At 34.2% G+C, this 26,556-nt stretch carries 19 protein-coding genes and 2 tRNA genes; 6 read left to right on the plus strand and 15 right to left on the minus strand.

Features of this window, described 5'->3' with window-relative positions:
* Nucleotides 1-2 precede the first annotated feature (2 nt).
* Together SCB73_RS11285 and SCB73_RS11290 are read right to left on the minus strand one after the other, a co-directional pair.
* Nucleotides 3-1,526: a glycosyltransferase family 39 protein gene (locus SCB73_RS11285; protein ID WP_320566355.1), complete on the minus strand. Its 1,524-nt coding sequence runs from the start codon at nucleotides 1,524-1,526 to the stop codon at nucleotides 3-5.
* Nucleotides 1,527-1,673: 147 nt separating this feature from the next.
* Nucleotides 1,674-2,222, minus strand: a complete 549-nt coding sequence (locus tag SCB73_RS11290; protein WP_320566356.1) for a DUF4494 domain-containing protein — start codon at nucleotides 2,220-2,222, stop codon at nucleotides 1,674-1,676.
* A gap of 348 nt (nucleotides 2,223-2,570) precedes the next feature.
* Here SCB73_RS11290 and SCB73_RS11295 point away from each other — a divergent pair, with 348 nt between their 5' ends.
* Complete coding sequence (locus SCB73_RS11295; RefSeq protein WP_320566357.1) at nucleotides 2,571-3,833, plus strand: MutS-related protein; 1,263 nt, start codon at nucleotides 2,571-2,573, stop codon at nucleotides 3,831-3,833.
* A 93-nt stretch (nucleotides 3,834-3,926) separates the two neighbouring features.
* Here SCB73_RS11295 and SCB73_RS11300 read toward each other — a convergent pair whose 3' ends face one another.
* The 4 genes from SCB73_RS11300 to SCB73_RS11315 all read right to left on the minus strand — a co-directional run bounded on the left by SCB73_RS11300 (nucleotide 3,927) and on the right by SCB73_RS11315 (nucleotide 7,744).
* Nucleotides 3,927-4,430, minus strand: coding sequence for a hypothetical protein (locus SCB73_RS11300; RefSeq protein WP_320566358.1), 504 nt, complete (start codon nucleotides 4,428-4,430; stop codon nucleotides 3,927-3,929).
* Nucleotides 4,431-4,575: 145 nt separating this feature from the next.
* Complete coding sequence (locus SCB73_RS11305) at nucleotides 4,576-5,667, minus strand: Ppx/GppA phosphatase family protein (RefSeq protein ID WP_320566359.1); 1,092 nt, start codon at nucleotides 5,665-5,667, stop codon at nucleotides 4,576-4,578.
* A 286-nt stretch (nucleotides 5,668-5,953) separates the two neighbouring features.
* Nucleotides 5,954-6,025, minus strand: a tRNA-Glu gene (locus SCB73_RS11310).
* Nucleotides 6,026-6,391: 366 nt separating this feature from the next.
* Nucleotides 6,392-7,744: a TlpA family protein disulfide reductase gene (locus tag SCB73_RS11315; RefSeq protein ID WP_320566360.1), complete on the minus strand. Its 1,353-nt coding sequence runs from the start codon at nucleotides 7,742-7,744 to the stop codon at nucleotides 6,392-6,394.
* A 240-nt stretch (nucleotides 7,745-7,984) separates the two neighbouring features.
* On the opposite strand from SCB73_RS11315, the gene SCB73_RS11320 reads away from it, so the two are divergent.
* Together SCB73_RS11320 and SCB73_RS11325 are read left to right on the plus strand one after the other, a co-directional pair.
* Nucleotides 7,985-8,509 (plus strand): hypothetical protein, encoded by a 525-nt coding sequence (locus SCB73_RS11320; RefSeq protein WP_320566361.1) that lies wholly within the window; start codon nucleotides 7,985-7,987, stop codon nucleotides 8,507-8,509.
* Between the two features lie 13 nt (nucleotides 8,510-8,522).
* Nucleotides 8,523-9,011, plus strand: coding sequence for a hypothetical protein (locus SCB73_RS11325; protein WP_320566362.1), 489 nt, complete (start codon nucleotides 8,523-8,525; stop codon nucleotides 9,009-9,011).
* A 150-nt stretch (nucleotides 9,012-9,161) separates the two neighbouring features.
* On the opposite strand, the gene SCB73_RS11330 is transcribed toward SCB73_RS11325, so the two are convergent.
* The 9 genes from SCB73_RS11330 to SCB73_RS11370 all read right to left on the minus strand — a co-directional run bounded on the left by SCB73_RS11330 (nucleotide 9,162) and on the right by SCB73_RS11370 (nucleotide 21,024).
* Complete coding sequence (locus tag SCB73_RS11330) at nucleotides 9,162-9,518, minus strand: hypothetical protein (RefSeq protein WP_320566363.1); 357 nt, start codon at nucleotides 9,516-9,518, stop codon at nucleotides 9,162-9,164.
* Between the two features lie 183 nt (nucleotides 9,519-9,701).
* Complete coding sequence (locus tag SCB73_RS11335) at nucleotides 9,702-11,255, minus strand: S41 family peptidase (protein WP_320566364.1); 1,554 nt, start codon at nucleotides 11,253-11,255, stop codon at nucleotides 9,702-9,704.
* A 373-nt stretch (nucleotides 11,256-11,628) separates the two neighbouring features.
* On the minus strand, nucleotides 11,629-12,360 hold the full coding sequence (locus SCB73_RS11340) for a hypothetical protein (protein WP_320566365.1): 732 nt from the start codon (nucleotides 12,358-12,360) through the stop codon (nucleotides 11,629-11,631).
* A 37-nt stretch (nucleotides 12,361-12,397) separates the two neighbouring features.
* Nucleotides 12,398-13,012 carry a hypothetical protein gene (locus SCB73_RS11345; RefSeq protein ID WP_320566366.1) on the minus strand — a complete coding sequence of 205 codons (615 nt, stop codon included), beginning with the start codon at nucleotides 13,010-13,012 and terminating at the stop codon, nucleotides 12,398-12,400.
* A 1-nt stretch (nucleotide 13,013) separates the two neighbouring features.
* Nucleotides 13,014-18,653, minus strand: coding sequence for an RHS repeat-associated core domain-containing protein (locus SCB73_RS11350; RefSeq protein ID WP_320566367.1), 5,640 nt, complete (start codon nucleotides 18,651-18,653; stop codon nucleotides 13,014-13,016).
* A 233-nt stretch (nucleotides 18,654-18,886) separates the two neighbouring features.
* Complete coding sequence (locus tag SCB73_RS11355) at nucleotides 18,887-19,669, minus strand: SpvB/TcaC N-terminal domain-containing protein (protein WP_320566368.1); 783 nt, start codon at nucleotides 19,667-19,669, stop codon at nucleotides 18,887-18,889.
* Between the two features lie 3 nt (nucleotides 19,670-19,672).
* Nucleotides 19,673-20,125, minus strand: coding sequence for a T9SS type A sorting domain-containing protein (locus SCB73_RS11360; protein WP_320566369.1), 453 nt, complete (start codon nucleotides 20,123-20,125; stop codon nucleotides 19,673-19,675).
* Nucleotides 20,126-20,638: 513 nt separating this feature from the next.
* Entirely contained in the window at nucleotides 20,639-20,893 is a 255-nt protein-coding gene (locus SCB73_RS11365) for a GIY-YIG nuclease family protein (protein ID WP_320566370.1), read from the minus strand.
* Nucleotides 20,894-20,951: 58 nt separating this feature from the next.
* A tRNA-Met gene (locus tag SCB73_RS11370) sits at nucleotides 20,952-21,024 on the minus strand.
* A gap of 117 nt (nucleotides 21,025-21,141) precedes the next feature.
* Here SCB73_RS11370 and era point away from each other — a divergent pair.
* The 3 genes from era (at nucleotide 21,142) to SCB73_RS11385 (ending at nucleotide 26,540) form a co-directional block, all read left to right on the plus strand.
* A complete protein-coding gene (era, locus tag SCB73_RS11375) occupies nucleotides 21,142-22,023 on the plus strand; it encodes a GTPase Era (RefSeq protein ID WP_177210694.1) in 882 nt (293 codons plus the stop codon).
* A 325-nt stretch (nucleotides 22,024-22,348) separates the two neighbouring features.
* The gene (der, locus tag SCB73_RS11380) at nucleotides 22,349-23,662 is read left to right on the plus strand and encodes a ribosome biogenesis GTPase Der (RefSeq protein WP_320566371.1); all 1,314 of its coding nucleotides are present in this window, start codon (nucleotides 22,349-22,351) and stop codon (nucleotides 23,660-23,662) included.
* Nucleotides 23,663-23,783: 121 nt separating this feature from the next.
* Nucleotides 23,784-26,540, plus strand: coding sequence for an outer membrane beta-barrel protein (locus SCB73_RS11385; RefSeq protein ID WP_320566372.1), 2,757 nt, complete (start codon nucleotides 23,784-23,786; stop codon nucleotides 26,538-26,540).
* Nucleotides 26,541-26,556 lie beyond the last annotated feature (16 nt).

Consider the following 26,556-nt stretch of genomic DNA (forward strand, 5'->3'; position numbering starts at 1 on the left):
GGTTACTTATCGTAGTTTTTCTCTTCTTTAATTTCCTGCTCTAATCTTTTGTTGATGTTGATTTTTGCTTTGGTAAAAACAAAAATTGTAGTTCTGTATTCGCGAGCGTATTTGTTTGTGATTTCCCCGCCAATCGCTGCTTTTTCAAAAAACGGACTAGTTTCGGCAATTTCAGTGTTGTTTTCATCAAATTCTTTTATTCTGATGAGGTTTGTGTAATAAATGTCCAGATTAAACCAGTTGACATAATCGGCGTTGAATGATACGGCTTTAATTCCTTTTTGGGTATAATAATTAATGGCTCCAGCTTGACCGTAATTGTCGCAAAGCACCAAAGTGTTTTCCGATTTTGGAAATAAAGCATAAACCGAATCGGTTTTGTTAGCAAGTTCTTTCCAGCCCAGCATATCGGCAAAATCTTGAGGCAGTTGGTGGTCTTTTCCGTCTTCCCAACGCAACATTCCGAGTTTTTTGTATTTTTCGGGTTTTGCCGTGATTTCCTCAGGACTTTTATTAGGAAAAGCAACATTGTAAATCGGGACAAAAAGCAAAATCGGAATCAAAAGAAAAACAGGCTGTAAAAAGCGTTTCCATATATCTTTCGAAATTTCGCCCAAAAACACGGCGCCAAACGCAATATAAATTGGATACAAACCAATTGCGTAATAGGCTTTGGCTTTGAAATAAATAAAAACCAAAAGGGTGAATACTATCGAGGTAAAAAAGAATCGGAATTTTGCAAAAGGCTTGTAAAAAAGCAAAGCATAAAAGGAGGAAAGCAGAACCAAAATGCCTCCAAGGAAAAACAATATTTGTTCTTTTAAAAAGCTAATACGGTCAACGTTTACAAGTTGCGTTGCGGCCAATTCCTTCATGTGATGCACAATTGGGAACTGGTTGTTGAGTTGCCATAAAAGATTCGGCAAAATCAGAATAAAACCTAAAAGCAATGCAAAATAGAATTTCTTTTCAGTAAGTATTTTTCTTTGTTTCGAAAGCAAAAGAGCTGGCAAAAATCCGATTAGTAAAAAAAGAATATTGTATTTATTGAGAAATCCGAAAGCAAAAATTAGGGCTCCAACAAAAAGCCATTTTGATTTTTCGGTTATAATGTATTGAATTACGGTAAAATAAAAAGCAGTCCAGCATAAAATATCTAATGAATTGGGCTGAAAAAGCATATTAAGTCGCAGTAAAGATGACAATAAAATACACGTTGCTCCTAAAATCAGTGCGTATAGATTCCCTTTTAAAACCTCGATTGTTTTCCACACGATTATAAGCGTCAAGACGCCAAAAAGAGCAGGGAAGAACTTGACCCAAAAAACAGAATTTCCAAGCAAAAATATGATGTACGAAAACCAAGAAGTCGCCGGCGGAACTGATAAATAGCCCCAAGCCAAATGATGCGCCTGATCCAGGTGCAAATATTCATCGCGTTGCAAATCATATTCGGGGCTTAATAAAACGTACTGTAAAACAAATTTTAAAATGATCGCAATTAAAATAAGTGTTTTTTTTGCCATGAAGCTTTTGGTTTAGGTTGTATTTGGTTTTGTTTCAGTTAAAAAAAATATAACGAATATAGGATTTAATTTTGATTTGAAAATGAAGGAAATGTTTTGGTTTCAAAATAAAAAAAGCCCCAGATTTCTCAGGAGCTTTTAGTGAATTTATTCTTCTATTGCGGTTTCAAATTCCATGTGGTCAATGATTTCCTCATCTGGCCTTGCAGGTTTTGAAGCTTTCAAGGCATTGAATCTTTCCAGCATTTCAGTTTCTTCTTCTTCACCGCTGAAATAAGGAAAAACATCCATAATTGGTGATTCAGAAATTGCAGGAATCGAATATTCGCCCATGCTGTTTTTCATTACATGAAGCGTGTTGTCGTATGCTTCTCTTACATCATTTGCCTGAACAAGCATGTACATGTTTGATTTTCTTTCTTTGCCGCTTTCTTCGTCATAAGCAATTAAAGAAACTTTTGATTTGAACCAGCGATCAGCATTTTCAAACGGATGAATTTCGGCAAAATTTGCCACTTTTATATTGGTGATTTTAAATTCTTCACTAATATAAGCGGCCATTTCTTCATTAATTCTTTTTTCTGCTTCTGTGTATGATATTGCATCTACCAAATACGGTTCGGTTAACACTTTTTGCCCGCCCGTTTCGTCGGTTTTTCTATATTTTACTTTGCATTCGTACCAAATTGCGCTCATATTCTTTTGTAATTTTTAAGGATGCCAAAGATAGATTTTACCATGAAAAAAGAAGCCAAATTCAGAAATAGATATTCACAATTTGAAATAAGTTTGAATTTGTGGTGTTTTGTTTAATGTTTTTAAAAATTTTGTTTTTGAGTCTTTTTTGTGAAGAGATGATGTATTTTGTGTATTTCGTCGTTTATAAATGAATATGGTGTATTTTATTTGTTAAAAATTATTATTTATTGTATATTTAATAACTTTTAAGCTGAGGATTCTTCGAAGTATTTTTGTACTTTAGCTTAAACAAAACTTAAATTTTGAAACCGCAATTTGCTGAAGATAAACTCGAAAATTTGAAGTATGAATAATATTCAGGATTTAAATATAAAGGAAGAAGTATTGCTGATTTTTGATTCTTCATTGAATAGCTTTACTCGAAAAAAAATTCTCCATCTTTTAGAAACGCCTTTGTCAAATGAATCTCAGGTAATGGAGAGGCAAAATATTTTGAAGGGTTTTATCCTTAATAAAGAGGTTTTAAAAAGCTACTCGTACACGGTTTTGTATTTAAATGAAGTGCATTATTTCTTAAACAATTTTAAGGAAGAAGAGTTGAATTGGAAGCGTTTTTTGTTTTTTGGACCAACTGCCGACGAAATTCTTACTCACAATAAAATCCATCAGCTGATTCTTTTTTTTCATAGATTGGAATCGACCTGTTTTTTCAGGCTTAATCTGATTCATTTTCCGAAATCGTATAGAAAAGATTTAAACAGAATTCTGTCTTTTCTTTCCTTTTTCGAGCTTACAAAATTTGAGCATATAATTAGAGGAAAACAGCTGAAAACCAAGCATGTCAAAAATATGTTGGCTAAAATTTCGGTTTTAAAAGAAGAAGGAAGAATTGAGTGTTTTTGGGAAGATTTGTTTTTGTTCGAATCGTATTTGTCCATAAGTAAAGCTATAATTAACCATGAATTTGTTTTTCCGGTTTTTGCTGAAAAAAGTTTGGTGATAAATGATTTTTACCATCCGTTACTTGAAAATCCTGTTAAAAACAGTTTTAGGGCAGTCAATAATGTAATTGTGTTGAATGGCCCAAATATGTCTGGCAAATCAACGTTTTTAAAATCGGTTAGTCTGTGTGTTTATTTGGGGAACTTAGGATTTGGAATTCCGGCTTCTTCTGCGGAAATTCCGTTTTGCACTGATTTTTCAGTCGGGATAAACAAGCGCGATGATATTTTGAATGGCTATAGTCACTTTATGACAGAAGTTGTCAATGTAAAAGATGTTGTTTTGAAAGCTGCAGACGGGAAAAGATGTTTTGTTGTTTTTGATGAACTTTTTAGCGGTACTAATGTTGAAGATGCAATCGAAATTTGCACCAGAACCATAAATGGCGTTAGTCTTTATTCGAATTCTTTTTTCTTAATTTCGACGCACATTCAGGAATTAAAAGATATGACAAACGATACTGTTTCGACCTATTATCTGGATTGTGAACTAATCAATAATATTCCGACTTTTACTTATAAATTAAAAAAAGGTTGGTCAGATATTAAAGTTGGAAGAATTTTATTTGAAAAAGAAGGGTTGAACAAGCTTTTGAATGTGAGTTGATTTTTAAGAGCTCCATTTTTGTTGTCAATATGAAAAAAAAAGATTTTTGCTGGTTTTTAAAAGACCAACAAAAAAATCCAACAAAATGTTTCTTTAAATTTTAATTTCAGTAGCTTCTCCATAACCAGCAAAAATGGCTTTGTTGAAATCAAGTTCGCTGTCATTTATCAAAGTTTGATCTTTAACAATGGCTACATTTACTACGGTTTTATTTGCTCCAGGTTGTAGCGGTTGTTCTTGAAATCTTCCGCCAACAATAAGGTAGTCGGTTTTTAAAAGCGGTTTTTGGTTCAGTTCTCTATATTCTAAAGTTTGGTGTAATTTCACCAAGTAATATTCGCTTCCATCTGCGCCGTTTAGTCGTTTGATTATTTTTCCAGAAACTTCGCTCGCGTCTTTAGCATAATCTTCTAAACCATTTTCACCATAAATTGTATTGAGCTTGATGTAAAAAAAGTCGTCTTCATTTGACGTTGGTGCCGCACCAATTTCTTCTTTGGTTTCTGTAGGTTGTTCTGCTTTTGTTTGATTTTCAGCTTTGTTTTGGCATCCCAAAAAAGATAGAAATACGGATAGCGCTAATAGCATTTTTTTCATGTAGGTTGATTTGGAGTTATGATTTCAAATGTACTAAAGTCGGCTGATTTTTTGGGTTCTGTTTTTAAAATATGGTTGGAATTTTTTTTGCATAAAGCAAAAAAAAACCACTTGCTAGAAGTGGTTTTTTATAGGTTTGAATTTCTTAGAAATTAGTGTTTACTTTTTTAGAGCGATCTGCAATGTATGAAATCAACCAAATCACTTGTCCTTCTTTTACAAAATATACTTTCTTTGATTGTAAATTCGGAATACTTTCTAAGCAAGTTTGCAATATGTTATTTGCAGAAATAAGATATTGTTGATCGTATGTGCTCAAAACTCTTGCAATTTCTTTATTGGTTTTAGCAAGGTTGGTGAATTTCACGAAATTGTTTTTCAAAATTGCGTCGTAATTGATAACGTCTTCTAAAGTTAAAGAAATATAGTGATCTTTTACATCGTCATTGTAGTATAATGTTGCGAAAGCCCATACAGCGCCACCAGACAAGTAAATTTTGTCTTTTTTAGCCAATGGAGGATTTGCATCTAATAATGCTTTTACTTTTTTGCGCAAAATCGGGTTAAAGTCAAATGCTTTTTCTTGATAAGTTGACATATCATTTGCTTGGTTCGGATTTGTAACCGTCTTTTTTACGGCGTCAGTAAGTGTCATTGTGCCGAAATCAAGCTCTAACGGAACGAATTCTAATTTGTCGTCTTGTTCGTCAATATAACCGCCTTTTGTAGTTTGAGCGCCAATATCAAGTAGGAAAGCATTAGCGAAATCAACTGGAGGCATAGCTCCTTTTACCAGTGTTTTTGCTTCCTCGTTTACGTTTAATATGTCAAGATTTTTGTTTGTAAGCGTAGTGATTTTGTTTCTTAAAACTTCAACATTTCGCGCTTGTGCAAAAACAGGAGCGGCAACGATAAAAATATTTTCTTCAAGAAGTTTGAATTCTGTTTTGATTTTTTTCAATTGATCAACAACTGTAACGCTGATTTTGTTGATGTCTTCTTGAGGAAGTTCGCCTTTTTCTGCGATATGTGCTGCGAAATCTAGTCTGTCAGTTGCGAAGTAAAGGATCTTGTAATCTGCTTTTCTGATGTTGTTTACATCGACAACAGAAACTTTTATGGCTCTTCGGCCAATTTCAATTCCGCCATAAAGGCTTTTTTGAGAAAATGTAGTGATGGAAAATAATAAGCTTAAAAGGGTAAAAAATACAATTTGGGGTTTGTTTTTTGTGAACATTGTGGATTTTAATTGTTGTTGTAATATAGTTTTAATAAAGACTTTTCGTGAATTATGTGAAAATCATAATTTTAGATTGGAAATAGTAGGTTTTGTAATCAGATTGCAAATTTATGAAAACATTTACTAAATATATACTCACTTATAAAGAAAACGCATTATTAAATTATTAAGGCTTTTTTTTAAAGCCGATAGCAATTTGTTTATGCTATTTAACGCGCCGAAATTGGATCTAGTATGTGTGCGAAATAAAAAAAGCTCCAGATTTCTCTGAAGCTTTTGTTAGTAGTCCGTGGGGGAATCGAACCCCCCTTACCAGGATGAAAACCTGGCGTCCTAACCGATAGACGAACGGACCTGCTTTGTTATTGCGGGTGCAAAAGTGCAACTATTTTTGGAATACACAAAGGATTTTTGAAAAAATTTTCGATTTATTTTTTTAGGAAAATGATTTTGAACATTCAGGATGTATAAATATCAAAAGTTAATGAGTTTGTATTTGTTTGGTTAATAGTATTTTGTTTTGAGTTTAAGAAACGAATATGAATGCGTTTTTCTTCTTTTTTCAGGGTGAAAAAAAATAGAGAATTTGGAATTTATTTTTATTTGAAAGAATAATCTTGTGTTTTTAAGATTGAATTATTAGGCTTGTGATTTTAGAGGAATAAAAAAGCCTCAGATTGCTCCGAAGCTTTATAATGATTTTATGAGCGCTAAAATAGAATTAGATTTTCAAACTGTTCAATAACTCAATAAGTTTTGGGTCAGATGGTTTTGGTGCTCGTGCTGAAACGATATTACCATTAGGATCAAGAAGGATAAAAGTTGGAATTTGCTCGATACCATAGGCTTTCATAAATTCTGATTTAAATTCGTTATCAGCCAATAACTGAATACCTCCTAATTGTTTTTCTGTAACAAATTTGCTCCATTTGTCGTGATCTTTCATCGCATCTACTGAAATAGTCACAAACTCAATATTTTTTCCTTTATATTGTTCTTCCAGTTTCTGAAGAAACGGAATTTCCTTAACACATGGACCACACCATGTTGCCCAAAGATCAATATAAATATATTTTCCCTTCAGATCTTCTAGAGTGGTTTTTCCTCCTTTGTGATTTTCATAATTAAATGTCGGAGACGGTTTCCCTGGTTGTACGGCATTTGTTGTATTGTACAAGGCCGTAAGCTTTTCTTTTAATATTGGATCGTTGGTAATCGATGAATATTCCTGATATATTTTGGCATAATTAGGATTTTCTATGTTGATGTTGAAACTTGAATTTTCAATCAATCGATTTTTTATGCTTTGACTTTTCAGCGCTTTAATTTTTGGGATTGCATTATTTCCATCAGCAAATATATTGTTGACATCTCCTGCCACGTTTTCGTAAAATCTGTTTAGCACTATTTGTTGATAGTCGTCTGAAAATAAAAAGTCGGAATCATTGTCCATATCAATTCTTTCATCAATCTTCGGATATGTTTCTGAAACTTTAAAATTAGTGTCGTGTCCATAAAATCCATGGCTTTTTTCGTAAAAAAGCAAATTCTTCTGCTCAAAATAATAAATGCTTCTAGCTTCTTTTTCTTTAAAAGAGGCATCAGTAAATTTTGTTTTTGTATACAAATTAGTGACTGAAGCTTTTATTTCTTGCAATTTTTTCAGGAATTCATTTTCGTTAAGTGCATATAGTACATCGTATGGGTTTGCAGAAATTATGAGTTGTTTTTGAGCTAAATATTGATTTTCGACACTTCCTTTGCCGGTAAATTTTAAAGTTGATGCCAAGTTTGCATCATCAGCATTTATTATCAGTTTGGAATCTTTGGCTAAATATACAGGAATACTATTCTTAGTCGTTTCGATTTTGTAAACGCGACCAAATTCTACTGTCAGATTTTCTGAAAAACTGCCATCGGCTTTTAGCTTGATTTCTTTGTCAAATAACTCTCCTTTAATTCTAATTGTTTTGTTTTCTGTATTTGTGATTTTACCTGAAACGGTTGTTGTTCCTTCGGGAGTTGTGAAGGAATATAAAACAACAATCAGCAATAAAAGCAAGTTTTTTTTCATTTTTGGCGGTTTAGATACTTAGTTTTTTGAAATCAAATACTGATTAAAAATAGGAATTAATTTTTTATAATGACATACTTGATACATCATTATCTTTACTAAGCAATTTTCTAGGATATGAAAAAAAACTAAAGCGGTCCCCGGGTATATTATTATCTAATTTATATATTAGCATTGAAAAACCATTTTTCAAAAGCAATTTACAGTCATTTAATTCTTAATAACAGATCCGGTTAGTTAATGAAAAAAGAGCTCAGTTATCAGCAAATAAAGGAGATTAAAGAAGCATATTTAAAAGATAATTTGTCTGTAGAGAATCAAATTATAAAATTGATTGTTGCAGGTTATGATGAAAATACTGCAGAAGAGCTAGTTAATGAAGTGGTGAAAGAGTATAAAAGAGAGCTTGTAGACGTGGCTCAGGACGAAAGTTCAGAAAAAGAAAACCAAAAAATTACCGGAAGCATTATTTTTATGGCTGCGATTTTAGGGCCTGTTTTTGGTATCAAAGGATTTGAATGGTATGTCTTAGCTGCTATTGTTGCTGGAGTTGCCGGTTATTTTGACTTGATAAAACAGCCAGTTGCCGGGGTTGTAAGGTCTGTAGTTTTAGTAGTTTTGTTTCCATTGGCTTTCGAATTATATGTCAGCAAGGGAAGTTCGTATTATTATGTCGAGCTGTTAATTCCATTTTTCATTTGTCTTCTTATCGCATATTTATTCCAGTTCATAATTTCTAAGATATTTTATCCTGAAGAAATTTAATTTAAATTAATAAATGATGTTCTCTAAATACAATTATAATGAGGCTTTAAAGCGTCTTGAACCAAAAGAAAAACGATGTGGTTATTGTTTTCAAAACGAAGCTCGAAATATTAAGAATTACTATTTTATCAAGCTTTATAAAGTAAAAGAAAGAACCAATAATATTGTCCACAGAAGTTTAAAATATGAACAAATAGAGATAGGAATTGCAAGATGTAATGATTGTTATGAATTTCATCAAGAGCTTTCTCGAAAATCTCCAATATTGAAATATGCAATTTATTTCCTAATTCTGATTTTTGTACTGCCTGCTTTTGGCTTAAAAATATTTATAGTTGGAATTTTATCGAGCTTAATTCTGTTTTTTTTGCTACATAAATATGCACCAAAAAAAAGTAATAATCCGAAAGAGAGATTGACATTAAACCAAGGAATTTCTTCAAATGAAACCATTCAGGATCTTATTGTTGATGGATGGGTGTTTGATAAGCCTGTGGCATAATCAGGAAGCGTAACTAGATTGAATTTGAAAAAAAAAGCTTCAGATTACTCTGAAGCTTTACTTATGAAAAGCTACTTAGTTCTAAAAGCTTTAGGGATTTCAAAGCATTGCGAACAAGACTTTTTGGAGCAAGGGCTGTAGCTAGTTTTTTTATCCATTTATTTTATAGACTTCGTTTTTGTTCAGCGTTTCGCCCCAAACAGAGAATGCCAATATATCTTCTTTATAGCCCAATATTTTCCCTCGCATTTCAAAATTATCAAAAGATAATGTTAGCGTTTCTTTTTCAGTTTCTCGGTAATGCCCTATCAATATTGTATCCGAAACATTTCCATCATATCTTTTAGCGTTAATAACTTTCGAGTGTAATTCAACCTTGTTATCAAGTTCCCTAAATATTAGACTTTTTTGTATCAAATATCCGTCAAAGTTTCCACCTCCAACCCAATCAATATAAGGTGCTGTTATCCCTTCAAAATATTCTGAATCGTATTTTATCCTAACCATGTTTTTAAATTCTATAATTATTCGGAAATTAAAACAACTTCTCCGTTTTCCTCCGCTCGCGCTCGCATCCCGCTCGTGAACGTGACGAAATGTTGACAAAGAAGATTGTAAAAATAGACAAAAACAAAAAAAGCTCCAGATTTCTCTGAAGCTTTCTATTGGTTAAAAGTATGAAAATCCAAATTATTTCATTTGTATAAGTTTAAGGGTATAGTCCATTTGTGTATCCTTTTGTTGGAAAAAATCATCCAAAGATGGCCACACTTCATGATCCGGTATAATACCGTGGCCTTCTGGCTGATTTTCCTTTTTTGGCGCATCCTGAACCAGATTTACAATTGAAAATTGTGTTTTTATCTTTGAATTGGGAAGTTCATAGACCAATGGAGAGTGTCCGTTGTGACGATAATAACCGCCAACAGTCTCTACACCAACTATGGTAACATTTGGAACATATGCTTTTACTAGGGAAGCAAAATGTGAAGCAGCTGATGCGACATTTTCATTAATCAAAAGATAAAGATTGCCTTTGAACTTTGGTGATTTGGGATAATAAACCGGATTATATTTTGGGTTTTGTACGCTTATATTGTTTTTAAAAACCGGATAAACATCTTTTAGATATTCTTTTCCCATTTTTTTAGAAATACTATCCATTCGTTCTGATGTTGAAACGCCCCAGAAATAGTTCTCGAAAGGCAACAAGTTAGGATCGAAGATTATGGTAGCTTTTACATTTTCCTTGAATGGTTGATCTGTGAGGTACATTACGGGCTGTTCAAAGTTAGGGTCACTTCCGCCAGGATTATTTCTAACATCAATGATCAGGTTAGAAACCTTGTTTTTGTCTAGTCCTATAAAAACACTATCCAAAAAATGAACATATGTTTTAAACTTAGGATCGTCTGATCCGTATGCCATTCCAAACCATCTTAGATTTAATAAACCTGTTGTTGGATTAAGCATTTGAAAACTATAAGGAGACTGCTTTTTATAATCTATCAAATCAGTAACAGGAGCGCTAAATCTATTTTTAATGTTCGCTTCTCTTTGCTTTAGCGTTACTGCAGGAAGTATCTTTTTTTCAAGAGACTCCGATTTTGGTGAATTGTATTCTATACTGAATTCATTAGAAAGACCATATTCCAACAGATAGTTTATTCCAAACGATTTATTTACGCTGGCCGATAATTTTTCTGTAGTATTAAAGCCATCAGCTGTATAATATTTATAAAAAGATTGCATCAATTTTGCGTCACTTATCCCGTTTATGCTTCTTATTCTTGAACCTGCTGGTATATCTGATGATTGACCATCGAAAATAATTTGCCCGCCAATGTAAAGAAGAGGATAAGGGAAAAAAGATTTTTGCCTGTTCAGAAATTTTATTAAGTCGAGATCAGGAATCGTATAATTGTGTACACTTCCTTCAAAATCTGCCAGATGGAGCATTATTTTGTAAAACTCCGTAACACTTATAGGCTTTTTTATACTTTTAATAGTTGTATTGTAAATACTGTCTACTTGTTTTTTAGAACGGTATTGGTACAATCCGGAATTTGCTTTTTCGTTTATAGCAAAGAGTATTTTAAGATCCTGCTGTACTTGTTTTACCGAAAGCATTTTATTGTACAGCATTAAACTATCCTTCGCGTTTTTATCAGATCCTTGTGCCTGAATTTTAAAGGACAAGAAAAATAATAATATAAAAATTGATATCAGATTTTTATTATTCATGTAATACATTAGTTTTAGGTTAGGGGTTATAGGTTTATTTTAGAGTTTAATATACGTTACTGACAATCATTTTTACTAAATTTTTGTGGTAAAAATAAGATAAAATTGCATTGCAATAAAAAGAAAAACAGTGCGAATGTCTCTCTGATTTTGTGTATTTTTTTGTTTCCTAGAAATTGTAATTTTCTTAAAAAGTCTTCGATCCAATCACTTCCATATGTAGACAACCACAATACAGATTTGCCATCTGTGTTCGCAAATAGGATCAGAGAAAAGGTAAACAAAAAAAAGCTCCAGATTTCTCTGAAGCCTTTTCTTTTAGTAGCCCTAACGGGACAATTCTCGAACCATTTTTGTAATGATTTAAGGAAAATTAATCAAGAACCTTTATAGGTACTGTGTTAGTACTTTTTAAGATACCATGATACACTTTTACATTATTGTCTTTAATTGTATTTAAAATGTCATTCGGCAAAACATACTTGTAATTTGAAGAATCACTGGCTATTGATAATTTTGCATAATATTCTTTTCTAGAATTCAAATTAACGTACCCTTCTCTTACGCCATCGAACTTAATCGGTCTATTAAGATTTATTATATATTGAAATTGAATAGTTTCGTTGGGATGAATAAAAAAAATATTATTGCGCTCATAGAGCCCAAAATACTTAAGATTTGTGTTGTTTTTTAATCGTTTTTCATTTATATCAAAATCTTCAATCATAAAATTGACACAATTTTCGGAATCTAAATTTTCGGATATATAACGTTTAATTTCATAATTGACTTCAATATTTTTCTCGTCATAAATGCTTAGATTGGCACCATTTTTAAAGACTTTCTTTTCTGACAATTCTTGTTCTTCAGTTAAATTGTTGATTAAATATGTTTTATCAGAATTGTTCTTTATTTTGTACTTGATAATATTTATGGAATCAATTTTACTATTGTCAGAAAAATAAACAATCTCTTTATTTAAAAGAGTTAATTCTAATTCTTCTTTTTTGTCCTTATATGAACAAGAAGGTAATACGATTAAAAAAATGATAACGTTAGAAAAAAAAATCTTCATGCTATTTTGCTGAATTATATTTAAAGACATTCGTATTGATTCTATTTTTCTAAATCAATATATGCTATTACTCAAAACATTTTTGTCCCTTGCAATACAAACCGAGGCTTTTTGTTTGAACATTACCTTTTTTATCAATTTTAATTTCTACAGATTCTTTTTGTGGTGGATTTTCATGAAATTTCATAAGATGAAGTTCATATGAATTATCTTTAATTCTGTACGAACTTCCTTTAAAATCATTGTCTAAAAGATAACCATAAGTCATCGCTAGCAAGACAGCTTCTTCTAAATTATCGATGTCGCCAAGGAAGTTTATAAAATCTTGTTTTGATTTTAAATATTTTACGTTTCCATTTTTGATTGTAATAATATAATTACAGCAATAATTAGGATAGCATCCTTCAAAAAATCCCTTAACATTAGTCTCGGTTTTTATGAATTGTTTTTGAAGAGTATCTCCTCCTTGATTTAAAATTCTATGTTTTTCTTTTCCAAAATTATAAGAGTAAATCATATAGGCCCAATATTGATGATTTCCATTTGGTACAATCTTGGTGCCTAAGCTGTCTTTGTAATTATCACTTACTTTATATGGTATTTTCTGAAATTTTGAATCTTCTTTTTTCCAACAAGAATTTAGTACAACTAAACTGAATATACTGAATAAAATCTTTCTCATATTAATCTTTTGAATCTTTTAAAATTTTATTTGTCTGATACCAAGCATTGTTTTTATATGGCACACCGCCATATTTGTATGCAAATTCAAAAGCATAAACTTCGGAATAAGCTTGTGGTTTTTTACTATAAGTGCCATACTTACCCACAAGAGGTGCCAATTGTCCTGTATAATTAAAATAAGAATGCCCATATTCATGAAGCATATTATACGCTAATTTTCTGTAGGAGTCAAAAGATGAATTAAAAAAAGTAATCGTTGAAATTTTATAATTATCTGTATCATATGCAAATGTTTTCGCTTCAGAAATTCCATCACTTGGTGCATACCTATAATTTGGTTCCGCGTACATTACAGGTTTTCCTGATTTATTGGACCAATTTTTTAATGTGGGGATTTTGTCTCTCATATTGGTTAATGTTTTGTCAGTAGCGACAGCAATTTTATCTGCATTCGTGGGATACGCATTTTCTATTTCTATATCAAAATTATGCTTTAAATATGATGCTTCAGCAGCTGAATAATTATTGCTATTAATATAAATATAACTACTAATATTTGGAGGTGGAGGAGGCGTTGAATTCTTACTATCCCTGCCAAAAAGATTATGGGTATTAATTTTGCCTTTCCACCATTTGCTGAACTTGTCACCATTGATGTTTCTGTTAGCCCAATCCTTGATTCCCCAATTATCCCAATTTGCAACTATAGTGGCTATTCCGCTGCCAATAAGTGCACCCCATCCACAATCTACACAGTCATTTCCATTTCCATTTCCTTTTACGGAATTGCCGCTTGGGTCAATAAACAATAATGGGTTATTCATAGCATAACCGTACTGATTATAATTTTGTGTGCTGGTAGGATCCTGTATATAATTGTCAACCTGAAGGAACCTGTGTATGACAGGGTCATACAATCGCGCATTCATATTTATAAGCCCTACGCTCTGCAAATGCTCATGCCCTGTATAGCCACGATCCAGAACAGTCAGGCCATTTAGAATATTTCCAGCACCATCCTGAACTTTTATAACACTTCCCCAGGCATCAAAAAGGCGCTTTTCTACTATTGATCCATTTGAATCTGTTATGGCCAAAATACTGCCTTGATAATCCCTGTGTAAATATAGAAAATTTGCGGAAGTTACAGGATTAACTCCGTCGCTTTTTACTGCTATCGGAGAAGTATATCCATCCCCGTTAATATATGTTACAAATTCAATATTTCCTGTAAAGGTATTCTGCTTGACTTCCATGCTGCCATCAGAAGAATAATATTTACGGAACTGCCTGTCATTTTTTTCAGCCTGCAACCCTCCATAGTACATCATGCTGCGCTGGTTATCATCATTGTAAAGAAAGCTTAGTTTATCTACCCCGGTCTCTTCGATCTGTATCGGACTTTTGAAACCATTGTATGTGGTTATCAGTTGTCGTTCCGATGTTGGCGCATTGCTTGTTTTGCGGATCTGCACATCATCATACCACATATTGCCGTAACCATTGTTATCCAAACGGATGTTCAGTTTTTTTATATTTGGTTGTACTAATACGGTCTTTTCAATTTTATACCATTGATTTGTAACATTGGTTACTTGATTGCTTATATCGGTAAAATATTGGGTTTCGGTCGGAGTCTTCATAAACAGGAATATCTCAGCTTGAGGCCCTTCGGAATATACCCAGGCTGAATAAGTATATTCTGTCGGCTGTGAATTATCGATAGCAATCCATTTATCGCCATGAACATATTGTTTGTTTGAAGAAGTATTAGTCAATTTTAATGAAGTTGCTCCTGTATGGGCTCTGGAGTTATCATATGTATAAAAAGTGGAGCTTGGGTATGCTGAAGGCCCCCAGCCATTTTTGTCTTCCATTGTATCATTAAAAATCCCTTCCCTGCTAGAATAGTATCCTGTAGCTTCATTTGTCAATGCGATAGCTGTATTGCGATACGGTTTTGATGGGTCATATTCATAAGTGCCCAGATTATTGCTGGTTATTTTGCCTGAAGGATCATAATTCTGCGTTTCTACCATTCCTAGCTTGTTTGTGAATGTTTTCAAGCGGCCTAAGTCGTCATAGCCAAATGCTTCAGTATAGTTCCCAAAAGCACTGTTGGTGCGACCGTCCAAATAATCCGTGTTTTTATTGAATTGATTTGTAAGGGTTATGATGTTTGATGTGGGAGTGGTGGTCTTGTCATGCTGTATTTTTTTCAAATAGCCGTCTGAGTCATATTCATTGGTCATTTTTATTCCATTGCCGAAAATACTTTCCAATATCTGCCCTTTCGGATTCAAAGTGTTGACCTGCCATAATACATTATTGTTTGCATCATAGATTTTATACAGACTGCCGTTTTTATATTCATTTGTGGTCCTTACAGTACTTATTTTCCCTCCAACTTCGGCAGTCTTGATTTCAGCTGAAATGCGGCCCAATCCATCATATTCAAATGTACGCGTAAATTTTGAGATGCCGATCTTTTCTTCTTTGATTTCAGTCGGACGCTTGAATGTATCATTATAGGTAATAGTTGTTGTCGTTTTATTGGAGCCTGCCGGCTCATTATTATCCTGGTAGCTTATGGTCAAAGGCAATTTTGAAGAATCATAGGTATATGAAGTCTCGCTGTTTGATCCTCCGCCATTGATTTTTTTGTTGATGGGCCTCCCGCTTGGATCACGGGTAATTGTCGTAATTACATTTCCATTCTGTGATTTTTCTTCAGTGATCTCGTCAAAATCATTGCTCTTATAATTGAAAATGCCTGCAGATGGGTCTTCTAGTCTTGACTTTCGTCCCCAGCCATCCTGTTCCATTACTATATCAACGCCATTATAATTTGTCTGGCGCAGATTCCCATTTGCAAAATACGAGTATAATATAGTTCCTCCTGACGGCTGGTAGGAAGAAATTATATTGCCTATGGCATTTTTAGTCAATTTTTTGGATTTTGCCCCGTCGGTGTATGTGGTAGAAAGCCCTTCATATAGTGCAGTAGATGTCCTGCCGTTGAATGATATATTGTCTGTAGGCCTGCCGTAAACATCATATTTGGTTTCATTCCATTGCGATGGACTGGCGCCGAAATATGGTTCGCTTATTTTATAGTTTCGATCATAAATATCATATAAGAAAGAGGTGTAAGAAAATGTTCCGTTGACGTCTTTTTTGCCTGATCGCGTTAATCTGCCCAAGTCATCGAATTTTTCTTCAGTGACGCTCCCGTCCAGTACATCAGTAGTTGTCGTGACGGTTGTTTCAGAGCCATTTTGTGCGCTATATGATTTGGTGTATGAACTTGCAACCGTTTTGTTCAGTTTGTCATCAGTAGTTGTCAATAGCTTGAGCCATGAATCGTAGGTGTAAGAAGTCTGAGCGTACGGACTCGTTTCTTTTTTCAGCATCCCTGTATCGTAGTATTCATAACTGGTGATCAAAGCGTCATTGTCTGTCTTTTTTGCCAGAAAACGACCTGAAGGATCGTATTCAAACCAAGTGTTTCTTGTAGACAAGGGAGTAATTAGTGATATTTTCATTATATTTCCAGAAGCATCATTATCATGATGCTCAGTAACCGTCGATGTCCCTGCAGCACTTCTGTCAATGTCTGACAAAAGCTGATATGAGTCGTACCTATATGCTTCGTTGCTTGTCATTGTGGGGCTTCCAGGAACAGTACTGCTTACGTTTTTAGAAGAAAGCCTCCCCAATATGTAACGTGGACTTGTTACAGGAGTTTCATAGGTTAGATTTGATGTATTTGTTTGGATAACAGTGCTTCCTTCTTTAATGATTGTTTGAGAGTACGTTATATTGTTATATGAGTCAAATGTATTTGCAGTTTCGACACTTGAATTTTCCAAAGTGTTTTCCACGGTAGAGCCTGTATTCTGCAATTTGAAAACTTTGTTTGCCTGCACGGCCAAATCTCCAGTTGTCGGAGTGTATGTTGAATTAGATTTTGTAGTGTAGCTTGAAGGCACAAAGTTGCGGTACGGATAAGCCAAGTATGTCAGAAAGTAAGAATCAGTTTCTGCTCCTCTCAAATTGATGTTTCTGTTGGTGATCGTACAGGTTATCGGATTGTTGCTGTTATGCCAGTTTGTTTCCATAATCGACCTGAATCCCTGAAAACCGAGGCCTTCCATGTTTGTTACCGCTCCATAATAGCCGTATCTTTTTATCTTGGATACAGAACCGCTTTTCTTTTCCAATGATGTTACAATCTGGAAATCAGGAGAGGAAACAATATCAAAATAAGGATATTTTTCTGTTGTCAAGCTCGAGTTGTATATGCTGTTGTAACTGTATTCATAAATTGGGTCCAATGGCTGGTAGCTGATAAACTGCTGGACGCCGTTCCCATAAGTTATGGTTGTCACCAAGCGGTCTTTATTGCTGTCTTGAGGAGAATTGAAGAAATGGAGCTTGTTGTTGTTGATGAATGCAATTTCGAAATGCGGACGCTGCCTGTCTGTTGAAGGGAGATATATCGGCAATGCATAAATGTCTATATTTGACTGCGCGGAGCTTGTGTTGCTTACAACATTATAACTGCCAGGCGCTGTTTCTGATATTGCTGTTATTTTTATTGTACCGGTTCCAGCACTGCTGTTTCTGCTGTTTTGTACTACTGTTAGATCGGATTTGCCGTCATTGTCATAATCAGATGCAAAATAGTTATACGAATTGTACGGGTCATTTGGCGTCAAATAAGCAATGTTTTTAAATTCTTTGTTGAATGCAGATCCTGTCGATGTATATCTATACCATCCGTTTCCTGATTCGATAGGAATCATGAAATCGGACTTTCCATCTCCATTATAGTCACCGATAAGTATCGGTCTGCTGGTGTTAATGCTCGAATCGTATAGAGATTGTGTCAATAATGCAAAATGATTATCGGTATTAAGCGTAAAAACGCTCAAGGATCCATTATCGAAAACGTATACATCTGATTTTCCATCTCCATTAAAATCGGCAACGAAGATTTTGCCGCTGGAACTCAAGTAAAGGTTTCCTGCATCGTTTACATAATTGCTGGTAAGTCTTTTGTCCAAGTTAACAAAGAAAGTCTGTCCCCCATAATAAGTGCGTTCAGAAGTGGAACAGCCGGAAGTGAAAGGGTAGGTGAATGATTTTTCCACTGCAATCATATCAGTCAGGCCGTCTCCGTTGAAATCTCCGCTGATAAAGGCATGCTGGATATCGCTTTCATAATGATAATGTATAGAGCCTGATCCGGCAGTTGTTGCATTTGCGTTTGCCATGCGTGCTGTTGGGTTCGAGATTACGTCAGGGGTTTCCCCTCCGCATTCATTGTCGTAATCCAGAACAAATCTTGGAAATGTATAAGATTTTTGATCCTGCTGTACAACGGCACCTGAAGGCGCATAAGCATATGTTGTAAAAATGCCTCCTTGCACTACAGTCCAGCCTTGAAGAGGCATCAAATAATTTTGGTAATTGATGTAATTTACGGGGAAAATTTCGTCAAATACATTCGTAAATTCTGTAGCACTGGCTAAACTAGGAATGGTTTGGGCACTTGTATTGGGGCTTATGCCGCTGAACATCCATATCTTTTTTTTTGCTTTTGTACCTGTGAGCGGATATAATATAAAGTCCATACTGCCGTCGCCGTCAAAATCTCCTGCAATTGTTGAGGCATTGAGCGAAGAGACATTATCAACGCTTAAAATTGTGGGATTTGAAATGTATTTAATGTTGTTGTCTGTGCTATTGTAATAAAAAACCGTCGGGTTCAGGCTTTTGCTTTCGTCCCCATTTTTTTCGGTTATTTTCCAAACCCTGTCATAGTTTAGCGATGATGAAATATATTCGACCTTGTAGTGCCTAAACCCTATATTTTCGCTAATCTTTTATTTCTGATTATATTTTGTCCTCCGACATAATAGTTTTCTTGACGGGAGCTGGCTTCATAAGCAAATTTTATTTCATTTATGGGAGATGCCGAGCCAAGCGACCCGTATTTGATTGAAGCGATTTCAAGGAGATTATTAGAAGAGTTGTAGCTGTACAAGATTTTTACTCCCTGAGCGTTTTCCCAAGATGTGATCGACCATTCGGTTATAGATCTCGAATCAGTCGAATTGCCGTAGTAGGCTTTTGATCCGTCAGGGTATTCTACTGTGAAATAAGCTGGGCCATAATTGGCGCCATTTGGGTGGACTCCAAAAGATTTTATTTTTAGATTGGAGTATATTTCTGTTTCATAGTCAATATTGTCTCCACCGTAAGTAAGTGCAGGGTTTTTCATGACAAGACGCTGGCCGTCTATAGCAAAACGATCAAGAGCATTGAAATCAACAGCGTCAATTACCCCATCATGAAATTTTGTGGCTGGTATTCGGGAAATGGACGAAATGCCAGAAATATTCCATCCGTATCCAGCAGAGCCGACTCCACCCTGGCTGTTGTAGGAAAGGCTTATTTCAGGCTGTACGTTGTTGATACCCGGCGGAACTGCAATCGGAGTAGAGTAGGAAGCTCCACCTGAAAGAGTTACAGAAAGGTCGCCTTCAGTAATTCCGACCTCATTCGACGCCCCGGTTGGATTTGTCTGGGCTGTAACAAAGACGCTTAAGCTGATAAAAACTAGAATTGAAAAGTAAAACTGTTTCATATGCTATTGTTTGATAATTTTTATTGTTTTCTGTTCTTGGTTGTGGTATGCAAGTGATACTATGTAAATCCCTGCAGGCAGACTTTGAAAAGGAATGTTTTGTGAATTGATTTCCTTTTTGCAGCTGTATGACGTCAATATCTGTCCGTTGATGCCAATTACCTGTATCGACGAGACAAAGTTTTCATCAACAAGATCCCATTTAAGATACAGTTCCTCTTTTACTGGATTTGGATAATATGAAATGACATCAGTTGGAGAAAATTTTAACAAATCCTCTTCGTCGACGGCTTGAATCTCATTATTGTCTTTGGATGGTTTAGAAGATGCGCAGTTAATACATAGAGTTCGGTTGATTTGATTTCCGGTTAAATTGTCGTAAGTGAATTTTAATTTATTCTGTGCTTCCGAGAAAGTAATGAAGCATAAAAAGAGAAAAAGAATAACATTCTTCATGTGGTATAATTTTGTTAAACACTTGTTAATTTATTACAAATAAATAAAAAATACAAATGTAATATTATGCTTGTTTAATTTTTATTTAATCTTCAATTTAATCGATTAAATGTATTGTTTCATCGATTAAATAATTTTTTTACATTTCATAAATAAAAAATTAATAAAATATTAACATATTTGTTTCTGGCTATTTTGCTGTTTTTAAGATGGTGATGATATATAAGCAAGAGAAAATGCTAATGATAATTTCCATATATTATTGGAAAATAAAATTTGTAGAAGTTCAATTGATTTGCTTTTGATAATACAATAAGCCTGTATCTAACCAAACAGGACTCGAACCAATTTTTGTTGAAAGTATGGATGGGTGGTATTTTTGATAAATTAAGATTAAATTTATCGAACCAAAAAAAGTCTGAGAAATTAAGGGTTCTCAGGCTTTTGAATTTTTTTAGTAGCGGGAACAGGACTCGAACCTGTGTCCGCCGCGGCGGATATAAGCCCGAAGAGCTAAATGTTAGGAATTAGATTTTTAATAAATTCTCTTCCAATTCCGGTTTTTAGATATTTTTCTCTTTTTATTGCCTCAGATTTTGAATTGAAAAATTCGACATGAATCACTTTCCAAGGCCTAAATTTTAAAGTGTACCCTTTTGTTCCAAGAAGATTGTGAGATTTGAATCTCTCAATTAGATTAGAAGTGTAACCGGTATAATTTTTATTGAATTTTTCAGAATAAAGAATGTAAACCACAAATTCTTCCATAATACAAAATGTTATAAACAAAAAAACACCACTTGTTGAAGTGGTGTTTTTCTTTTAGTAGCGGGAACAGGACTCGAACCTGTGACCTTCGGGTTATGAGCCCGACGAGCTGCCTACTGCTCTATCCCGCGATGTTTCGGGTGCAAAGATACGCCGATTTTTTAGAAATCCAACGAAAACTTAAAAAAATGTTTTATTTTCTGTATTGAGTTGATATGACTACCTTTGCACCTTAAAATATTATTCAAATGTCACATAAAGCAGGTTTTGTAAACATTATCGGAAATCCAAATGTTGGAAAATCAACATTGATGAACGCTTTCGTTGGAGAGCGATTATCGATCATTACATCAAAAGCACAAACTACTCGTCATAGAATTCTTGGAATTGTAAACGGAGAAGACTTTCAATTGGTATTGTCTGATACTCCTGGAATCATCAAACCAGCTTACGAAATGCAGGAATCGATGATGAACTTTGTAAAATCGGCTTTTGAAGATGCTGACATTTTAATCTACATGGTCGAAATAGGCGAACAGGATTTAAAAGACGAAGATTTCTTCAAGAAAATCATTCACGCTAAGATTCCGGTTTTATTGCTTTTAAATAAAATTGACAATTCAAACCAAGAACAATTAGAACAGCAAGTTACTTTCTGGAAAGAAAAAGTGCCAAATGCAGAGATTTTCCCAATTTCGGCTTTGCAGAACTTCAACGTTCCAGAAGTCTTCGGAAGAATTATCGAATTATTGCCAGAATCACCACCTTATTATCCTAAAGACCAATTAACAGACAAACCAGAACGTTTCTTTGTTAACGAAACCATTCGTGAGAAAATCTTATTGAATTACGCTAAGGAAATTCCATACGCAGTAGAAATCGTAACAGAAGAATTTCATGAAACCGATTCTATTATCCGAATCCGTTCAGTAATTATGGTGGAGCGCGATACACAGAAAGGAATCATTATCGGACATAAAGGTGCTGCTTTGAAGAAGGTAGGAACTGATGCCCGTGCCGATTTAGAGAAATTCTTTGGAAAACAAATTCACATTGAGCTTTATGTAAAAGTGAACAAAAACTGGAGAAGCAACGCAAATATGTTGAAACGATTTGGTTATAATCAGTAGTTTTTTTGTTTAATCGGTTAATCGTTGATTTGTTTAATCGTTTAACGAAAGGTTCATTTGAAAATGAGTGCCCTAGCCCAGATGGGAACGGCATCCTTTTGCGGCGGGGTTCGCCACAAAAGATATAGAGGACAGCTGGATTTAGCTCCTGAAAATTATACAAAAAAACAATAAAAACTTAGGTACTTAGAAACTTAGCGTCTCAGCAACTTTTTTTAACTACCTTTGCAAAAAATTTAAATAAGGCATTTTGGATTACAAGTGATTAGGTTTTTAGGAAGCTAAGAATCTGAAATCTAAAGTCTAAAATCTAAAATTCAATAAAATGAGTAATAACATTGTTGCGATAGTAGGAAGACCTAATGTAGGGAAATCGACCCTTTTTAATAGGCTGATACAAAGAAGAGAAGCTATTGTAGATTCAGTATCTGGGGTTACCCGTGATAGAAACTATGGTAAAAGCGAGTGGAACGGAAAAGAGTTTTCTGTCATTGATACAGGTGGATACGTTCGAGGGTCTGATGACGTTTTTGAAGGTGAAATTCGTAAACAGGTAGAACTTGCTATCGATGAAGCCGATGTTATTATTTTTGTGGTTGATGTTGAAGAAGGAATTACGCCAATGGATGAAACCGTTGCAAAATTGCTTCGTAAAGTAACAAAACCAGTTTTATTGGCTGTAAATAAGGTTGATAATGCAATGCGCGAAAAAGACGCAGTTGAGTTTTATAACCTTGGTTTAGGTGATTATTATACTTTTGCAAGTATTTCTGGAAGCGGAACAGGAGATTTATTGGATGCTTTGATTGAAGCTTTCCCAGAAAAACCGGAGCCAGTTACTCCAGAGGTAGAATTGCCTCGTTTTGCGGTTGTAGGACGTCCGAATGCTGGAAAATCTAGCTTTATCAACGCTTTGATTGGTAAAGATCGTTATATTGTTACTGATATTGCTGGAACAACTCGCGATGCTATTGATACTAAATTTGACCGTTTTGGTTTCGAATTTAACTTGGTTGATACTGCGGGAATTCGTCGTAAAGCAAAAGTTAAGGAAGATTTAGAGTTTTATTCTGTAATGCGTTCTGTACGTGCGATTGAACATGCAGATATTTGTATCTTGGTTATTGATGCAACTCGTGGATTTGAAGGTCAGGATCAAAGTATTTTCTGGTTGGCTGAGAAAAACCGTAAAGGTGTTGTGATCTTGGTAAACAAATGGGATTTGGTTGAAAAAGATACCATGTCAACGCGTGATTACGAAGAGAAAATCAAAAAAGAATTGATGCCTTTTACAGATGTGCCAATTTTATTCGTTTCGGCTTTAACAAAACAACGTTTGCTAAAAGCGCTTGAAGCTACAGTTCAGGTTTTCGAAAATAGAAAACAAAGAATTGCTACTTCAAAATTCAACGAATACATGTTGAAGGTGATTGAAGCTTATCCGCCACCAGCGACAAAAGGTAAGTATGTGAAAATTAAATATTGTATGCAGTTGCCAACTCAAACGCCTCAGTTTGTGTTTTTTGCAAATATGCCGCAATATGTTAAAGAGCCATATAAAAGATATCTGGAGAATAAAATCAGAGAAAAATGGGACTTTGCAGGAGTTCCAATCGATATTTATATCAGAGAAAAATAAAACAGAAATCCCCAGTAAAATGGGGATTTTTTTGTTTTTAAACAAAATGCACGCTAATTGTTAAACTTAAAATTAAACCTTTAAGTTGTTTCTTGGTCTTAATAGTTCTAACCAACCAATTATGACCAAGTATTTTTCTTATTTACTATTTTTTCTTTTTTGCGTCGTCGCCAATGCACAAAATGATATTATTTTAAAAGGAACCGTTGTTGATCTAAACACTCAGATGCCACTTGAAATGGCGACTGTTTATTTTACAACCGTAAAGGATTCTGCTGTAATCGAATATGCTACTACCGATAAAAATGGGGTTTTCAGAATAAATACGAAAAAAATTACCAAGCCTGTTTTCTTGAAAGTCAATTATATGGGTTACCAAACTTTTGTTGAAGAACAGAAAGAACTTATAGAAAGCAAAGATTTTGGAAAATTGTATTTAACCGAAAATATAAACGCATTAGAGAATGTAGTTATTAAAACTGAAGCGCCGCCAGTTGCCATTAAAAAAGATACCTTAGAATTTAATGCATCGGCTTTTAAAGTGAGGCCCGATGCGAATGTCGAAACTTTATTAAAGCAATTACCCGGAGTTGATGTTGACAATGACGGAAAAGTGACTGTAAATGGGCGAGAAGTCACGCAGTTTTTAGTCAACGGAAAAGCTTTTTTTGATAAAGACGGACAGATGTTATTGAAAAATATGCCGGCCGAGATCATCAAAAAAGTCCAGGTTTCAGATTTCAAAACCAAAAAAGAAGAGCTGGCAAAACAAGAATCAAGTTCAGATAATTCATCAATTAACTTCACGGTTGATGAAAAGAAAAATAAAGGTTTCTTCGGAAAAGTGTTGGGAGGTTATGGTTCTGACGATCGTTATGAAAGCAGTTTGATTATGAATTTCTTTAACAACAATCAGAAAATTAGTGTTTTGGCTTCTTCTAATAATATCAATTCGACCGGTTTTTCAATGGATGATGTATTTGATAATATGGGAGGCGGACGAAATAATAGTTCGAACCAAGGAAGCACTACAAGTGGAAAAGGAATTATTCAGTCTAATTTGGCGGGTGTTAATTATTCAGATGAATGGTTTAAGGATTTTTCGGCTACTGGAAGTTATAATTTTTCAAATAATATAACCAACAATGATAGTAAAGCGAATCAATTGAACTTTTTGCCGACAGGAAATATTTTGACAGAATCAGATGCCAAAACAAGAACTGAAAATACCGGAAATAAAGCCAATTTTGAGTTCGAATATAAGCTCAATCCGAGTACGCGAATTGTTTTTACTCCAAAATTTAATCAAACACGAGTTGATAGTGACTCAGATTCTTCAAGTTCTTCTCAAGACGAAAATGGCCAAGCATTAAATGAAAGTACAGCTGTTTCTCGCAGAGAAAATACAACCACTAATTTTGCCAATACTTTAAATTTCAATAAAGTATTTGAGAAGAAGAACCGTAATTTGAGTTTTGTTTTTGATAATAATAATACCGATGCTATAACGGATGCCTTAAACGTTTCGGAAACTATTTTTTATCAAGACAATAAGCCAAATGATACGCGAAATCAGACAACAAGAAATGATAATGTGAATGATGCTTATTCGTTAGATATTGAATATACAGAACCGATTACAGATTCTTTAAGAATCAGATTTGGTTCTGATTTTGATTGGCAAAACGAAATAAAAGATCAAAAAACATTTGATTATGACGCTGACACACAATCGTATTCTCAAATAAATCAATCTTTGACAACTTATACGACTTCGAAACAAAATTCGATAAGTCCGAAAGTTGGAATTACGCTTCAAAAGAATAAATACACCATAAATCTAGATACAAAAACCTCGATTATTGATTACGATAATCATGCTTTCTATTTGGGAAAACCAACTGATTTGAATCAGAAATATGCTTTGCCATTCGCGACAGCGCAATTTCGATATAAGTTCAGCCGTTCAAAAAACATGACTTTTAAATATGATTATTCGAATGCGCTTCCGGTTTCGAGCTTTTTATTGCCGGTTGCCAATTTGAGTAATCCGTTGAACACTATTATAGGAAACCCAAATTTGACTCCAATAGAAAAAAGCAGTGCGAATTTTAGTTTTAGAAATTTTGATTTCCGCACGCGTTCTGGTTATAGCGTTTATGCAAGAGGAGATTATTACAGCAACGATATTTCTTCGACTTCATTTTATGATGACAGCGGAAAAAGAACAACAACGTATGTGAATATATCAGACACCTACACCTTTACTGTTGGAGGAAACTGGAATCAATCGATCAAAAAAGACGCAAATACTTTTCGATACGGTTTGCAGTTGAACGGAACTTACAGTTTTGATAAAGGTTTTACAAATGGAGTTATGTACAATGCAAAAGGAACAGCAGTAACGCCAAAAGTATATTTGTCATACGAATATGGAGAATTGCTTGTAATTGCGCCGTCGTATAGTTTGTCGTACAATGAAACTAAATATGAAAACTACACACGCGACGCAACTTCAAACGTAGTGCACAGAATCAATTTGCAGACTACAAGCTATTGGCCATCTAAATTTATTTTCGGAAACGATTTTGGTTACACTTACAATTCGAATATCTCAAGTGATTTCAAAAAGGACTTTTACTTATGGAATACCAGTTTGTCTTATGGCTTTTTGGACAAAAAACTTTATGCAAAAGTTAAAGTGTATGATGTTTTGAATCAGAATCAAAGTGCTACAAGAACAATCTCGGCAACATCAATTCGAGATGAGGAAAATACAGTTTTAAAACGTTATGTCATGTTTTCATTAGCCTATAAAATAGGAAATTTTGCAGGAAATGAAAAAGGCAAGAGAAGAGGCCGAGAAAGAGAGGAGTAGGTTTTGTCTTTCTGGA

It is taken from the genome of Flavobacterium sp. KACC 22761, assembly GCF_034058155.1.
Lineage (GTDB): Bacteria > Bacteroidota > Bacteroidia > Flavobacteriales > Flavobacteriaceae > Flavobacterium.

Excerpts from the sequence above, each read along its gene's own strand:
- SCB73_RS11305 (WP_320566359.1), bottom strand. The coding sequence starts at position 5,667 with ATGTTCACAAAAAACAAACCCCAAATTGTATTTTTTACCCTTTTAAGC.
- SCB73_RS11325 (WP_320566362.1), top strand. The coding sequence starts at position 8,523 with ATGATGTTCTCTAAATACAATTATAATGAGGCTTTAAAGCGTCTTGAA.
- SCB73_RS11365 (WP_320566370.1), bottom strand. The coding sequence starts at position 20,893 with ATGGAAGAATTTGTGGTTTACATTCTTTATTCTGAAAAATTCAATAAA.
- SCB73_RS11295 (WP_320566357.1), top strand. The coding sequence starts at position 2,571 with ATGAATAATATTCAGGATTTAAATATAAAGGAAGAAGTATTGCTGATT.
- SCB73_RS11360 (WP_320566369.1), bottom strand. The coding sequence starts at position 20,125 with ATGAAGAATGTTATTCTTTTTCTCTTTTTATGCTTCATTACTTTCTCG.
- SCB73_RS11285 (WP_320566355.1), bottom strand. The coding sequence starts at position 1,526 with ATGGCAAAAAAAACACTTATTTTAATTGCGATCATTTTAAAATTTGTT.
- era (WP_177210694.1), top strand. The coding sequence starts at position 21,142 with ATGTCACATAAAGCAGGTTTTGTAAACATTATCGGAAATCCAAATGTT.
- SCB73_RS11340 (WP_320566365.1), bottom strand. The coding sequence starts at position 12,360 with ATGTCTTTAAATATAATTCAGCAAAATAGCATGAAGATTTTTTTTTCT.
- der (WP_320566371.1), top strand. The coding sequence starts at position 22,349 with ATGAGTAATAACATTGTTGCGATAGTAGGAAGACCTAATGTAGGGAAA.
- SCB73_RS11320 (WP_320566361.1), top strand. The coding sequence starts at position 7,985 with ATGAAAAAAGAGCTCAGTTATCAGCAAATAAAGGAGATTAAAGAAGCA.
- SCB73_RS11345 (WP_320566366.1), bottom strand. The coding sequence starts at position 13,012 with ATGAGAAAGATTTTATTCAGTATATTCAGTTTAGTTGTACTAAATTCT.
- SCB73_RS11315 (WP_320566360.1), bottom strand. The coding sequence starts at position 7,744 with ATGAAAAAAAACTTGCTTTTATTGCTGATTGTTGTTTTATATTCCTTC.
- SCB73_RS11335 (WP_320566364.1), bottom strand. The coding sequence starts at position 11,255 with ATGAATAATAAAAATCTGATATCAATTTTTATATTATTATTTTTCTTG.
- SCB73_RS11355 (WP_320566368.1), bottom strand. The coding sequence starts at position 19,669 with ATGAAACAGTTTTACTTTTCAATTCTAGTTTTTATCAGCTTAAGCGTC.
- SCB73_RS11290 (WP_320566356.1), bottom strand. The coding sequence starts at position 2,222 with ATGAGCGCAATTTGGTACGAATGCAAAGTAAAATATAGAAAAACCGAC.
- SCB73_RS11350 (WP_320566367.1), bottom strand. The coding sequence starts at position 18,653 with ATGGACTTTATATTATATCCGCTCACAGGTACAAAAGCAAAAAAAAAG.
- SCB73_RS11330 (WP_320566363.1), bottom strand. The coding sequence starts at position 9,518 with ATGGTTAGGATAAAATACGATTCAGAATATTTTGAAGGGATAACAGCA.
- SCB73_RS11300 (WP_320566358.1), bottom strand. The coding sequence starts at position 4,430 with ATGAAAAAAATGCTATTAGCGCTATCCGTATTTCTATCTTTTTTGGGA.
- SCB73_RS11385 (WP_320566372.1), top strand. The coding sequence starts at position 23,784 with ATGACCAAGTATTTTTCTTATTTACTATTTTTTCTTTTTTGCGTCGTC.